10 protein-coding genes, 1 tRNA gene and 1 pseudogene are annotated in these 13,095 nt (G+C 57.4%); 5 read left to right on the top strand and 7 right to left on the bottom strand.

The genetic code is table 11. The features are described from left to right. Window positions 1-101: 101 nt before the first annotated feature. The 4 genes from katG to F0169_RS02405 form a co-directional block, all read right to left on the bottom strand. Window positions 102-2,372, bottom strand: a complete 2,271-nt coding sequence (gene katG, locus F0169_RS02420) for a catalase/peroxidase HPI (protein WP_152745333.1) — start codon at window positions 2,370-2,372, stop codon at window positions 102-104. A gap of 558 nt (window positions 2,373-2,930) precedes the next feature. Further along, window positions 2,931-4,070: a glutathione-independent formaldehyde dehydrogenase gene (locus F0169_RS02415; protein ID WP_058414935.1), complete on the bottom strand. Its 1,140-nt coding sequence runs from the start codon at window positions 4,068-4,070 to the stop codon at window positions 2,931-2,933. 193 nt (window positions 4,071-4,263) lie between these two features. Then, window positions 4,264-4,965 carry a glycosyltransferase family 2 protein gene (locus tag F0169_RS02410; RefSeq protein WP_152745332.1) on the bottom strand — a complete coding sequence of 234 codons (702 nt, stop codon included), beginning with the start codon at window positions 4,963-4,965 and terminating at the stop codon, window positions 4,264-4,266. 157 nt (window positions 4,966-5,122) lie between these two features. Then, window positions 5,123-5,968 (bottom strand): DNA/RNA non-specific endonuclease, encoded by an 846-nt coding sequence (locus tag F0169_RS02405; protein WP_058414937.1) that lies wholly within the window; start codon window positions 5,966-5,968, stop codon window positions 5,123-5,125. 539 nt (window positions 5,969-6,507) lie between these two features. Here F0169_RS02405 and F0169_RS02395 point away from each other — a divergent pair. Continuing rightward, window positions 6,508-8,136, top strand: coding sequence for a methyl-accepting chemotaxis protein (locus tag F0169_RS02395; protein WP_152745331.1), 1,629 nt, complete (start codon window positions 6,508-6,510; stop codon window positions 8,134-8,136). Window positions 8,137-8,326: 190 nt separating this feature from the next. Here F0169_RS02395 and F0169_RS27645 read toward each other — a convergent pair whose 3' ends face one another. After that, window positions 8,327-8,827 carry a hypothetical protein gene (locus F0169_RS27645; protein WP_235592457.1) on the bottom strand — a complete coding sequence of 167 codons (501 nt, stop codon included), beginning with the start codon at window positions 8,825-8,827 and terminating at the stop codon, window positions 8,327-8,329. Between the two features lie 305 nt (window positions 8,828-9,132). Then, on the bottom strand, window positions 9,133-10,239 hold the full coding sequence (locus F0169_RS02385; protein WP_152745330.1) for an oxidoreductase: 1,107 nt from the start codon (window positions 10,237-10,239) through the stop codon (window positions 9,133-9,135). A 102-nt stretch (window positions 10,240-10,341) separates the two neighbouring features. Here F0169_RS02385 and F0169_RS02380 point away from each other — a divergent pair. The 4 genes and pseudogenes from F0169_RS02380 (at window position 10,342) to F0169_RS28125 (ending at window position 12,986) form a co-directional block, all read left to right on the top strand. Further along, window positions 10,342-11,276: pseudogene (locus tag F0169_RS02380) on the top strand (LysR family transcriptional regulator). Continuing rightward, window positions 11,273-12,136 carry a LysR family transcriptional regulator gene (locus F0169_RS02375; protein ID WP_152745329.1) on the top strand — a complete coding sequence of 288 codons (864 nt, stop codon included), beginning with the start codon at window positions 11,273-11,275 and terminating at the stop codon, window positions 12,134-12,136. The pseudogene F0169_RS02380 and the gene F0169_RS02375 overlap by 4 nt, the downstream one beginning before the upstream one ends. 228 nt (window positions 12,137-12,364) lie before the next feature. Then, window positions 12,365-12,790 (top strand): VOC family protein, encoded by a 426-nt coding sequence (locus F0169_RS02370; RefSeq protein WP_032885513.1) that lies wholly within the window; start codon window positions 12,365-12,367, stop codon window positions 12,788-12,790. Between the two features lie 19 nt (window positions 12,791-12,809). Beyond that, window positions 12,810-12,986 (top strand): carboxyltransferase domain-containing protein, encoded by a 177-nt coding sequence (locus F0169_RS28125; RefSeq protein WP_341869081.1) that lies wholly within the window; start codon window positions 12,810-12,812, stop codon window positions 12,984-12,986. Between the two features lie 18 nt (window positions 12,987-13,004). Here F0169_RS28125 and F0169_RS02360 read toward each other — a convergent pair. Next, a tRNA-Gly gene (locus F0169_RS02360) sits at window positions 13,005-13,080 on the bottom strand. Window positions 13,081-13,095 lie beyond the last annotated feature (15 nt).

Below are 13,095 nucleotides of genomic sequence, written 5' to 3'. Positions count from 1 at the left end.
GAGTTTTTTAAAAAAAGGCTACTGCGCCACGCGTGCTGCACGCAAAAAAAACGCCTCTCAGAGAGAGCGTTTACGGTGGTGCTTAAGGGCTGACGAAAACCTCAGGCAAGGTCAAAACGATCCAGGTTCATCACTTTGGTCCAGGCCGCCACGAAGTCTTTCACAAATGTCTCCTGCGCATCGGCGCTGCCATACACTTCAGCCAGTGCCCTCAACTGAGCGTGCGAGCCGAATACCAAGTCAACGCGCGAGCCCGTCCACTTGACCTCACCGGTTTTGCGGTCACGTGCCTCGAAGGTATCGTTGGCGCCCGAGACAGCTTTCCACTCGACGCCCATGTCCAACAGGTTCTTGAAGAAGTCATTGCTGAGGGTTTGCGCACGATGCGTGAACACACCCAGCTTGCTCTGCCCGACATTGGTATCCAGAACCCGCAGGCCGCCCAACAGCACAGTCATCTCGGGTGCGGTCAGGGTCAGCAATTGCGCCTTGTCGACCAGCAATGATTCAGCCGACACCCGGTAATGGCCCTTTTGGTAGTTACGGAAGCCATCGGCAATCGGCTCAAGGAAGCCGAACGACTCAACATCCGTCTGCTCCTGGGAAGCATCTGCGCGGCCCGCGGTAAACGGCACGGTGACCTGCTGACCGGCATTTTTAGCGGCCAGCTCTACACCCGCGTTACCCGCCAGCACGATCAGGTCGGCCAGTGAAATCTTTTTACCGCCAGACTGCGCTGCGTTGAATTCGCGCTGTATGCCTTCCAGTGTCTGCAGAACACTTGCCAGTTGCTGCGGCTGGTTGACTGCCCAGTCTTTCTGCGGGGCCAGACGCAGGCGGCCGCCATTGGCACCGCCGCGCTTATCCGAACCACGGAAGGTCGACGCTGCGGCCCACGCGGTTGAGACCAACTGCGAGACCGTAAGGCCTGAGGCAAGCACTTTGCCCTTCAGTGCGGCCACATCGTGTTCGTCGACCAACGGATGATCAACCGCCGGAATCGGGTCCTGCCACAGCAGTTCTTCAGCCGGCAGCTCCGGGCCGAGGTAACGCGCAAGCGGGCCCATGTCGCGGTGAGTCAGCTTGAACCAGGCACGGGCGAACGCGTCGGCCAGTTGCTCGGGGTTGGCCAGAAAACGTCGGGAGATCTGTTCATACGCCGGGTCAAAGCGCAGTGCCAGGTCCGATGTGAGCATGCTTGGCGCGTGCCGCTTGGCCGCGTCGTGGGCATCTGGAATCTGGCCGGCGCCGGCACCGTTTTTCGGTATCCATTGATGCGCGCCGGCCGGGCTCTTGGTCAGCTCCCATTCGAAACCAAACAGGTTTTCGAGGTACTCGTTGCTCCATTTCGTCGGCGTCGATGTCCAGGTCACTTCCAGGCCGCTGGTGATGGTGTCCCCGCCTTTGCCGCTGCCGAAGGCGTTTTTCCAGCCAAGCCCCTGCTCTTCAAGACCGGCTGCTTCAGGCTCAGGACCAACGTTGTCAGCCGGCCCTGCACCGTGAGTCTTGCCGAAAGCGTGACCGCCGGCGATCAGTGCCACGGTTTCTTCGTCATTCATGGCCATGCGGCCGAAGGTTTCACGAATGTCTTTCGCCGAGGCCACTGGGTCTGGAACACCCTCAGGGCCTTCAGGGTTTACGTAGATCAAGCCCATCTGCACGGCAGCCAGCGGGTTCTCCAGCGTGCGCTCGCCGTTCGCGGTGCGGCTGTGTTCTTCGCCGTGGTTCTCAGGCTCGGCGACCAACGTGCCCTCACCCGGCTGCTGCATTTTCTTTTGCGCGCCGTAGCGTTCTTCACCGCCCAGCCACGTGGTCTCGGAACCCCAGTAAACGTCTTCTTCCGGTTCCCAGACATCCGGGCGGCCACCGGAAAAGCCAAAGGTCTTGAAGCCCATGGATTCCAGCGCAACGTTGCCGGTGAGTACGATCAAATCGGCCCAGGAGATCTTGCGACCATATTTTTGTTTGACCGGCCAGATCAAGCGGCGAGCTTTGTCCAGGCTGACGTTATCCGGCCAGCTATTGAGGGGCGCAAAGCGCTGCTGACCGGCACCCGCACCGCCACGACCGTCGGCGGTACGGTAAGTACCCGCGCTGTGCCACGCCATCCGAATGAACAGTGGGCCGTAGTGACCAAAATCCGCTGGCCACCAGTCTTGAGACTGGGTCATGACATCGCGCAGGTCCTGTTTGACGGCTTCAAAATCAAGGGTCTTGAATTCCTTGGCGTAGTCGAAGCCTTCGCCCATTGGGTCACTGAGCGAGGAATGCTGATGCAGGATTTTCAGGTTCAGTTGCTTGGGCCACCAATCGCGGTTGGTGGTGCCGCCGCCGGCAGCATGGTTGAAGGGGCACTTCGATTCAGTTGACATGCTCGATACACCTTTTCGTCATATTCATCAGGCCATCCAATCCGCAACAGCACTCGCTACATTGATGGGTAACCTTAAAAACACCACGCTCGATGTCGGCGCACTGCCCCTCAATGTTCGCCACGCACAAGGCTGATCAATTAACTGTTATGCGCGCCCGCAGAGTGCTGAGAAAACCGGGTAAATTCTTATGTCCCAATCAACGTTGAACGCAGCGCTCTACGTTGACAGTTACCAAGAATAGCCTGCTTCGCAAAAATTCCTAATAGTAAAAATATGGTTGCCTGATAGGCAGATTCTGTCTGCGCGGCGGCTGAGCGCCAGGGATCAAAGGCGGGTGCACACAGGGTATTTGGGTGACGGGAGGCTTGCCAGATCAAATCAACAGCGGCGGCCTGAAAGCCGACCCATCTGCCAAGCCGAACGCGATAAATGTGGGAGCTGGCTTGCCTGCAATGGCATCACCTCGGTATGTCTGATGCACCGAGGTGCCTGCATCGCGAGCCAGCCCGCTCCCACAGGTGTGCGCGTTTGATCAAACTACAACGCTTGTTCTACTTACGCAGCAGGCTTGAGTACAACCTTGGTCCAGCCGTCGTCACGGGCGTCGAAGTGCTTGTACGCATCAGGCCCCTCGGAGAGTTTAAGGCGGTGCGAAATGATCTGCGCGGGGTTGGCGCGCCCGTGATGGATAAGCTCAGCCAAGCGGCGGTTGTAGACTTTTACGTTCGCTTGCCCGGTTCGAATCTGCTGCCCCTTGAACCAGAACGCGCCGAAGTCGAAGGCCATTTTACCTTCTTTCGCCAGCTCATTTTTTGCGCCTGGGTCTTGCGGTACAAACACGCCAACGACACCGATCCCGCCGGTGGCTTTGGTGGACGCGACCAGGTTGTTCATGGTCAGGTGATTGGCTTCGTGGCCATGCCGATCACAGCATTGATAACCCACACATTCACAACCGCGATCAGTGCCCTTGCCGTGCGTCAGATTCAATATCTGATCCACCGCTTCTTTCTCGAGCGAGTTGATCGGCGTGGCGCCCATTTGAGCAGCCAACTTCAAACGGTCGGGATGATTGTCGACCACAAATACCTGCGAGGCACCTTTGATCATCGCCGAGTGGGCGGCCATCAAACCAACCGGGCCGGCGCCGTAAATGGCGATACTTTCACCCGGCAGCAGGCCCGCCAACTCGGTGGCGTGCCAACCCGTCGGGAAGATGTCCGACAGCATGACATAGTCGTCTTCACGCTCTTGCGCATCCTCGGGCAGTACCAAGCAGTTGAAGTCGGCATAGGGCACGCGCAGCAGTTCTGCCTGCCCGCCCTGATACGACCCCATGTCGGCAAAGCCATACGCCGCACCGGCACTGCCCGGGTTTGCGGTGAGGCAAAAGCCGGTAAGGCCCTTCTCGCAGTTTTCGCAGAAGCCGCAGCCGATGTTGAACGGCAGGCACACACGGTCACCGACTTTAACCCGGTCGACGCCTGCGCCGACTTCAATCACCTCACCCAAATTCTCGTGCCCGAACACGCGGCCGGTCTCGAACGAAGTACGCCCTTCATACATGTGCAGGTCAGAGCCGCAGATATTAGTCGCGGTGACTCGCACCAGAACGTCGGTAGGTTTTTCGATTTTGGCGTCGGGAACATTTTGCACACTGACGTCACGAGGGCCGTTGTAAACGATGGCTTTCATTAAGTTCTCCCAGAACCAGGACGAAAAGGACATTTTTGTCAGTACCTGTTTTATCTGTCCGGGAGAGCACGGCGTATGTTCAACAAATCCACTTCAAGCCTGACGAGCGGTTGGGATTTTACTCACCTGAAAAAGTTTGAATTATTCGCCCCTTTATCCCTAGCGATATTAAATCGCCGGGAGATCAAGCGCGTTAAATCGGACTGTCTGAACTGACGCGGGGCTCGCTATCAAGGTGGCCAGGGCCAGGCATAAGCGCCGCCAAATACTCGCCAAAACCGCCCCGGCATTTGTAGTCGCGGCGCGCACTGGTGATCACCGGGTTGGTGGCGGTCCAGACAATGCGCGCACCAATTCTTTCCAGGTCAGCCACCAGGCGCACGTCCTCGTGTGCAACCAAATGCTGAAAGCCCCCGGCGTTACGGTAGGCCGCAGCGCTCAGGCCGAGGTTGGCGCCATGGATGTGGCGATGGTTCTCGGTAAACTGGTACAACGCCATATAGGTTGAGCGCACGGCGTCACCATGCTCGCTCCAACTGTCTACCTCGACGGTTCCACAGACCGCATCCGCGCCAAACTCGATCTGGCGCACCAGCCAATCCGGCGGCACCTGCGTGTCCGCATCGGTGAACGCCAGCCACTCGGCGCCCGCTTCGAGTAACTGCTCTGCGCCAACGGCCCTGGCCTTGCCGACATTGCGAAAACACACGTCGAGCATCGCCACGGTCTTTGCCGAGACCAGCGCCGCCGTCGCGTCGGTGCAGTCATCCAATACCACCAGTACTTCAACGTGCCGGCCTTGCAGGGCCGGATGTTGAACGGCCCGCAGTACCGAAGCGAGACACTCACTGATGTGTTTTTCTTCGTTATGGGCAGGTATCACGATTCCTATCATTGCCGTTCCTTCTACGTGGCGACGTGTCTTGAGCTATCGACATTGCGCTTACGTAGAAGGTTTAAAGTATCTGGAGACGTGCATCCGAACGGTCGGACAGACAGCCGTGTAATGCTTGATCGCGTTGTATTACACGCGCACAACACGGCTTTAAACGTTACTTACAGCCCAGCCGGCTGGGTAACTGCCCCTGCTTTGACTTCAGTGCAGCCTGCACCGCTTGCGGCAAGTTGCTCCAGAACGTGAGCCCCGAGCGCTCTTCGATTTGATTCACGGTCACCTGATAATTACAGAAGTTCGCGTTCTTCGCCGTCTCCTGCTCCATCACAAACGATGCATACAGACCTTGCTCCGGCGAGCTTCCGGCAACGATGATTTTCCAGTAACCACTGGGGATCGTGTGAACCTTGTTGGTACCCGGCAGCGTACCCACAAAATGCTCGTACAACGGCCCGGTGACGACGTACACCTGGTCAATGCCTGCCGCCTTGCTGAGCGTGCGTTCCTGATCTTCAAGATGCGCCCAAGGCCCTTGGTTAAGGTCGGACTTTTGCGGGGTGATGTTCGACAGGTAGTTAAGGGTTTGCCAGTCCGCAACCCCCGCCATCGACGCGAGGTTGGCCTGATGGCCACGATCAACTTTGAGCGCGACGTTGGCGCCGTTGTAATCCACCGGGTCAAGCGTTTCACCGGCAGGTATGTCCGGGTCGGTCGCCCAGTCGCGCGAGCGACCGCTGGCCGGCGTGGTTTTGGTAATTTTGTACGCCACCCAGTTCGCAAACTTGGTGGAGCCGTTGTTGTTCAGCGTGTACGCCTGGCGGTTCAACGTCAGCGGGCTGCCGCCGGTAGGGCAGCCCACCGAACAGTTATCCAACTGCAACGCCGCGTGTGGCGTGGCCTGAGTCGCAACGGCGGCTTCGCGTGTTCTATCCGGTGTGGTACAGGCGGCAACCAGCGGGATCAACAGATACGCCAGATGTTTAAACTTCATACGTCCTTGCATGGTGTAGCTCCTTGGTGTGAATCAATGACAGCCATCAATGGCATGTCGGCTGCGGCGATTGCACCGCTAGACGACATAAACATTTAAACACGCAAATGTTACACGCGCTAAGTCGCGCGTAACGTTTGCGTGTCGATTGAACGGCGTCAGTAGCGAGCGATGACTGAGCTCAGTGGCGAGCCATGAACATTGGCTGACGTAAGACACATCCGCGCCACCCCGATCAGCAGACGGCGCCGACTCCAGCAGTGTTTGGTTGCGCTCTCGCGCCTCCATCACCGGCATGATCGCCTTGATCGTCAATCTGCTGGCGCCGCCGCTGGAAACAAGAAACAACAGGAGCAGCGCACTGCTTTTTTCATGCAATGGACAGCTTGTAGGGTTAGCCGATTAATTAGCCAGCGGTCGACGGGCGTCGGAAGACTATGAGCGGTAGAAATAGACACGCTCTATTACGCCCATAATTAAAGCATCCAAGCGGTGGGTCGATAATATGTTCAAGGATAAATATCCGCCCACCCCACGCTCTGGTACTTGATATGCTCCTACGAAAGCTCAACCTTGCGCCCCGTTCAGCTCTGTGCTTTGGCTTTTTCTGCCTGATAATCGTTGCAATGGGGTTACTTGCCTTGCGGCAAGCCGGGCTACTAAAAACAGCGGAAAAATACGTTGAAACTAACGTAGTGCCCAGCGTCAAGTTGTTGGGGCAACTGGACCGGGAATTCGTGAGTATCCGGGGCAACAACGCACGCTTGCGTAACCCGATAGAGCCTCAAGAGCGTAAAACCAAGGCACTCAGCGACATCCAGCAATCCCGGCAAATGATTGATCAATACCTGCAGTCATTGAAGGCGCTGATTGTCACTGCGCGCGGTCAAGAAGCATTTGAGCGTCTGCGTGAGGCTCAAAGCGAGTACACCAAGGCTCAGGAGCTGTACCTTGCCTCGGTGGCAGCGCAGCAATTGGAAACCGCAGTTTCCATTTCAAATGGCCAAATGAAAAATGCGGCCGATCAGGTTGAAGTTGCACTGAAAAACCTCATCGGCATAAACGAAGACAAGGCCAAAAAAGCCGGACAGGACGCTGATGATATTTATCAACAAACACTGATGATAGTTGGCGTTTTTATGCTGGTTTCGGTGACCGCCTCGTTAATATTGGCGTGGCTCTATACCCGCAGCCTGACAGTGCCCATTAACGAATCATTAGCGATCGCACAACGTATCGCCGCGAATGACTTGAGCAACGACGTTAAAGTTGAAGGCACCGACGAGGCGGCCCAACTGGTTAAAGCAATCGCAACGATGCAGTCAAACTTGCGTGATGCCTTGGCGCTGATTGGTGATTCATCGACCCAACTGGCCGCCACCTCCGAAGAAATGCATGCGGTGACTGAGGGTGCGTCGCGCACTATTCAGCGTCAAAACCATGAAATTGAAATGGCGGCCACCGCCGTCAATGAAATGAGTGCAGCCGTGGAAGAAGTCGCAGGCAATGCCGCGTCCACCTCCGACCTCACCTCGCTGTCCAGCACCGCCGCTATCGCGGGGCGTAATCAGGTGAACGAAACGGTGGCGGCGATCAACGTCATGGTCGCCAACGTTCAGTCAACTTCCGTGGAAGTGCAAGCCTTGGCGAGCATGGCGACCGACATCAGCAAGGTGCTGGATGTGATCCGCGGTATCGCCGAGCAGACCAATTTGCTCGCGTTGAACGCGGCGATTGAAGCGGCACGCGCAGGCGAAGCCGGCCGTGGTTTTGCGGTGGTGGCCGATGAAGTCAGAGCCCTGGCTCATCGCACGCAAAAATCCACGCAAGAAATTGAGCAAATGGTCGATTCGATTCAGGCCGGCACCGGCAATGCCGTGTCATCGATGAGTCAGACCAGTATCCAAGCCGCGCAAACGCTTGAAATGGCCAACGGCGCGGGTAAGGTCCTGTCCGAAATCACCGATTCCCTGAGCCAGATCAACGAACGAAATTTGATGATCGCAACCGCCGCAGAGGAACAGGCGCAGGTGGCGCGGGAGGTCGACCGCAACCTTGTGAGTATTCGCGACTTGTCCAGCGAGGCATCAGAAGGCTCGAACCAAACGGCGATAGCCACCGCTGAGCTGACGAAGCTGGCAACCGACCTTAGCCAGTTGACCCAGCAGTTCAAACTCTAAGCCAACATTGCATCGGTGCTGCTCACGGCCACACCGGTTGGGGGGGGGTGAGCTGGCTGGCATTTTCGGCCACCAGCAAGCGCTCTTGCAGGCTCAGGCTGCCGGGCAAGTCTTCGGTGAACAGCGCGGGGCCGCCACCTTCCCGGCAGGGTTGTGCACCCCGCCGGCAGCCACACGGCCTAACGTGTAATCAGGGTCTGGCTTGGCGAAGCACAAGTTCCGAAAGACGGGTCTTGACCCGGAAGCAGAACTCACGAATTTGAAATTGATAAGCCGGCAGCACCATATAGTTTATATCGGCACTTATTGAGTCTTTAATTTGCATGTATTTAGCAGTCTTGCTGGCAATGGCCTGGTACTGCGCTTCGTATTTGTCGTAAGACGCTCTGTTGTAAACCTTTAAAACATCCAGCTCTTTACGGCATTGCTCAGCGCTGTATTGGTTCGACTTTGTCTCTGATTCCGGCTCAGCGGTCTCAGGCGACACAGCGGCAGGGCCTTCAGCACTGGCGTTCGCAGAGGCAGCCTCATAGCGCACAGGCGGCTTTGCGGGTGTTGGCTGTGCGGGTTGAGGGGGTGCTTGCTGAGCGACGGCAGGAGCGGGAGTGACTTTAGGCTTTTCTGGCGTTTTAGTAGCGCATCCCGAGACGGCAAGACCTACCAATACAACGATGCCACAAATTTTATTCATCGGTTTCACCAAAGCTAATTATGGTTGGCTGAGTCGGTACGTTCTGGGCAAAGGTAATAACTCGTTGATTGATCGAGCGTAAATTTTCTACCCGCCTCAAGGCGCTCAGCCTCTCTTCCCTGAGTGCGCAGATAAACGATAATAGTAAAAAAACAACGACATGACGAGTAAAAGCTCGTCAGCAACGCCACAATTAATTGGCCAATTACTGTGCGACCCCGCTGCGCATGCCCGCTGATCGGTGTAGCGTCACACGTAAAACGGTAATGACAGTGCGCAACCGCCCCCCTCCGCCGATCTGTAACTCACTGCGCCCAATTCAACTCACGCTCCTTGATGTCGGCAATCGGCGCAAGCAGCGCGGCGTCGAAGCGCTCCGGCGCACGCCCCTCCAGCAACCGCTGCAGCAGGTCAGGATTGGCCAAGGCAGCCTTGCCGACGGCGATAATATCTGCGCCAGCCTGCAGGGTTTGTTCAACGCTGGGCGAGTCCTGCACGCCCCCATTGGCGATCAACGCAACACCGGGCGCATAACGGCGAGCCAGCGTCACCAGGCTTGCCTCGTTACCGACGAACGCCGGTTGCCAGGCGTGATGCTCTGTCACATGGATGAAGTCGACCCCAGCGTCAGCCAGGCTGCCGAAGATCACCTGCGCATCGCCCTCGCCACCCGCCCACTTGTGCTCAAAGTCATTAACCTTGCCCTGAGAAATACGCACACCCACCGGCGAGTGCCCGACCGCCTTTCTCACCGCTGCGATGACCTCAAGCGTCAGGCTCAAGCGCTGGCGAACATCACCGCCCCATCGATCTTCGCGTTGATTGGAATAGTCCGTCATGAACTGGTCCAGCAAATAGCCATTGGCGCCATGGATCTCGACACCGTCGAACCCCGCGACCTCAACAGCGCGTGTAGCCGCCTGGGCAAAACCCTCAATGGTATCCGCGATAGCTTCATCGCTCATGGTCTGAGGCACCCGGTAAGCACCCTCGCCGTGATAGAACTTCATCTGCTCACCTTTCGGGCGAATGGCCGAAGGGCCGGCAGACTGTTCGACAAAACGGTTCGCCTGGCTCAATGCGCCGGCATGCATGATCTGCGCGATGGCCGCGCTTTCATGGCGATGAATCGCCTCGACCACTTCGCGCCAGGCCAGCGCCTGTTCGTTGTCGGTGATACCGGGCTGGTTCAGGTAGCCCTGGGCATACTGTCGGTCGGTATAGATCCCTTCCGTGATGACCAAGCCAAAACCGCCATGGGCAAAACGCTCGTAATACCGGGCCATCGCAGGCGTGGCATTACCGCTCTCGCTCGCGCTGACACGTGTCATGGGTGCAAGCGCCATGCGGTTTTTCAGTTTCAGAGCGCCCATATCGAATGGAGTTACAATGCGCGGGTTTAGTACGGTCATGATGTGCACTCGGTTATTCGCCAGCCACGACGATAAGCGCGGCAATAGCTGATTAGAAGCGCACGCTTGCAATAAGGCGCCTTAACAAAAACGGTTATAGCCATGCAGATTCCCGAGATAGAGGTGTTCGCCAGCGTCGCCATCAGCAGCAGCCTGTCCGAAGCTGCACGGCGGCTTGGGTTGTCGGCGATGACGGTTTCACGGCGCCTGGCGGCCCTGGAAAAACAACTGGGTGTGCGCCTGGTACACCGCACTACGCGCTCCGTCGCACTCACGCCGGAAGGCGAAATCTACCTGCCTTACGCAAAAACCATCCTTGAGGCCAACGCAGCGGCGCGTGCCACATTGAAAACCAGTGCGGGCAGCGCCAGCGGCACCTTGAGGGTGACCGCCCCCAGCGTCTTTGGTCAAACCGTTATCATGCCGCTGCTGCCCGCTCTGTTGGCTGACAACCCGACCCTCAAGGTCGACCTGACGTTATCGGACAGCATCATCGACATCGCCGGGCTCGGTATTGATGTGGCCATTCGCATCGCCACGTTACGCGACTCGACATTGGTCGCCACAACCCTTGCGCCCAACCCACGCGTGGTCTGCGCAAGCCCGGCCTACCTGGCGCAATGGGGCACACCGACGGTGCTGAATGACCTTAACCACCATCAGTGCATCGCCTTGCACGGCATGCCCTACTGGCCGTTCACCAACGGCGAGAACGCCGTGGCCATTCGCGCTCAAGGCGCGTTTTCCGCCAACAGTGTCGAGGCGTGCGCACCGCCAGCAAACAAGGTCTGGGCCTGGCCATGCTGACGTATTGGGACATCCGCAACGAGCTTGCTGAAGGCTCCCTCATCAAGGTGAGCCTTGAGGATGTGCTGCCCGAACAACTGTCGATCACGGCGATGCTGCCGACACGGCAACACGTTCCGCACAGGGTGCGCGTGTTCGTTGAGCACCTGGAAAAAGTGCTCAACGATACACACAGCGAACCAGACGACCTTATGCGCCAACACCCAATAACGAACCCAGGTGCGACATGATCAGAGAGTTGAGGACATTTATCTGCGTTACGCAGCGGGGCACGTTCGCAGCGGCTGGCCAGCAGGTTGGGCTGACGCAATCTGCTGTCAGCGCCCAGATCAAAAGCCTTGAGGACACCTTGGGGGTCAAACTGTTTGATCGTACCGGACGCTCCGCCACGCTTAATTCAGCCGGCCAACGGGCGATTCCCCTGGCCGAGGAAATCCTGCGGCTTTTCGGTCGGATGGGTGCCGCAGACAGCGCTAATGACTTCCACGGTGCACTGCGCATCGGCGCGATCGGCACGGTTCAAACCGGAATCCTGCCGCAGGCGCTGGTGGCCTTGAAATCACAAGCGCCCTTTATCGAAACCAACCTTGTACCGGGTGTGTCTTTGAACCTGCTCAGCCAAGTGGACGCCGGCGAGCTGGACCTGGCCATCATGATCAAACCACCGTTTTCATTGCCCAAGGATCTGCATGCCAAAGTTATCGCACGCGAGGCTTTCGTATTGATCACCTCCAAAGAGGTGGTGGGCGACGACCCGCTGGCGATTCTGGCGGAACAACCCTTTGTGCGGTATGACCGAGGCTCGTTTGGCGGGCGCCTGGTTACCCAGTTTCTCAAGCAGCAGAAAATCCATGTGCATCAGGCCTTGGAGCTGGATGAACTGGACGCCATTGTGAAAATGGTGCGCAGCGGGCTGGGTGTTTCGCTGGTACCCAAGGCGGGTCTATGGCTTGAACATGCGGAGGACGTCAGGGTCCTGGACTTGCGCAAACTGACGTTTTTCAGGGAAATCGTGCTGGTCTCAAAATATCGGCAAAAGCATTCACCGCTGTTCAATATCTTCAGGGGTTGCGTGCTGGATGCGGTGTGATGCCTGCCGAACGCATGCCTGCCTCGAATAATCAATCCTGGTGGCGCGAGCATTTCAGCCGGAAAGCGAACCGTTGTGGTGCGGCATGAACAACGATGGGGCAAAACCCTTCATAACCACGTGACTCATCGAAATTATTCGTGCTCAGAACACAGGATTTGCGCTTTTACCCACGGGGTTTCCGGATAAGAATTGATTGAGATCAAAACAAATCAATAGGAAATCACCGTGAGCCTCTCTCCTTTCCATCTGGCAATTCCCGTCTACGATCTGGCCGCCACACGTCACTTCTACGGTGAGGTGTTCGGTCTTTCCGAAGGTCGCTCCAGTGACCAGTGGGTAGACTTCGATTTCTACGGCCATCAGTTGGTCATCCATGAACACCCAAAGACTGCTTCGCAGGAAAGCGTGCACAGCAACCCGGTAGACGGTCACGACGTACCGGTTCCGCACTTCGGCATCATTCTGGAGTGGGCGCAATGGGAAGCGCTGGCAGAACGCCTGAAAGCGCGCGCAACCAAATTCGTGATCGAACCCTACATTCGCTTTAAAGGCCAGGTCGGCGAGCAAGCCACCATGTTCCTGTTCGACCCGTGCGGCAATGCGCTGGAGTTCAAGGCGTTCAAGGACATGAGCCAGCTGTTCGCCAAGTAACCCATTACGCACCCCGGCCATTCAAGGCCAACTGCCAGGCGTCACGGATGCTGTCTCTGCGATCGGCGCCCGCCTCGGCATTCCGGTGTGCTACCACCCGGAAATTGCCCCGCACCTTGAAGACATCGCACAGGCCTGTGGCCTGACGATCGATCCCCCAAGACGACCTGAAGGCAAAAAAAAGCCACTCTATTGAGTGGCTTTTCTTAATGTTTGGAGCGGGAAACGAGACTCGAACTCGCGACCCCGACCTTGGCAAGGTCGTGCTCTACCAACTGAGCTATTCCCGCGTCTTGGTGGTGCGC

This window comes from Pseudomonas kitaguniensis, from assembly GCF_009296165.1.
In the GTDB taxonomy this organism is placed as follows: Bacteria; Pseudomonadota; Gammaproteobacteria; order Pseudomonadales; family Pseudomonadaceae; genus Aquipseudomonas; species Aquipseudomonas kitaguniensis.
The sequence above is the reverse complement of the archived record's forward strand: the minus strand, read 5'-3'. Positions and strand labels throughout refer to the sequence as shown.

What these genes read in the sequence shown, in the direction of transcription:
- katG (WP_152745333.1), bottom strand. Translation starts at nt 2,372, where the DNA reads ATGTCAACTGAATCGAAGTGCCCCTTCAACCATGCTGCCGGCGGCGGC.
- F0169_RS02415 (WP_058414935.1), bottom strand. Translation starts at nt 4,070, where the DNA reads ATGAAAGCCATCGTTTACAACGGCCCTCGTGACGTCAGTGTGCAAAAT.
- F0169_RS02410 (WP_152745332.1), bottom strand. Translation starts at nt 4,965, where the DNA reads ATGATAGGAATCGTGATACCTGCCCATAACGAAGAAAAACACATCAGT.
- F0169_RS02405 (WP_058414937.1), bottom strand. Translation starts at nt 5,968, where the DNA reads ATGCAAGGACGTATGAAGTTTAAACATCTGGCGTATCTGTTGATCCCG.
- F0169_RS02395 (WP_152745331.1), top strand. Translation starts at nt 6,508, where the DNA reads ATGCTCCTACGAAAGCTCAACCTTGCGCCCCGTTCAGCTCTGTGCTTT.
- F0169_RS27645 (WP_235592457.1), bottom strand. Translation starts at nt 8,827, where the DNA reads ATGAATAAAATTTGTGGCATCGTTGTATTGGTAGGTCTTGCCGTCTCG.
- F0169_RS02385 (WP_152745330.1), bottom strand. Translation starts at nt 10,239, where the DNA reads ATGACCGTACTAAACCCGCGCATTGTAACTCCATTCGATATGGGCGCT.
- F0169_RS02375 (WP_152745329.1), top strand. Translation starts at nt 11,273, where the DNA reads ATGATCAGAGAGTTGAGGACATTTATCTGCGTTACGCAGCGGGGCACG.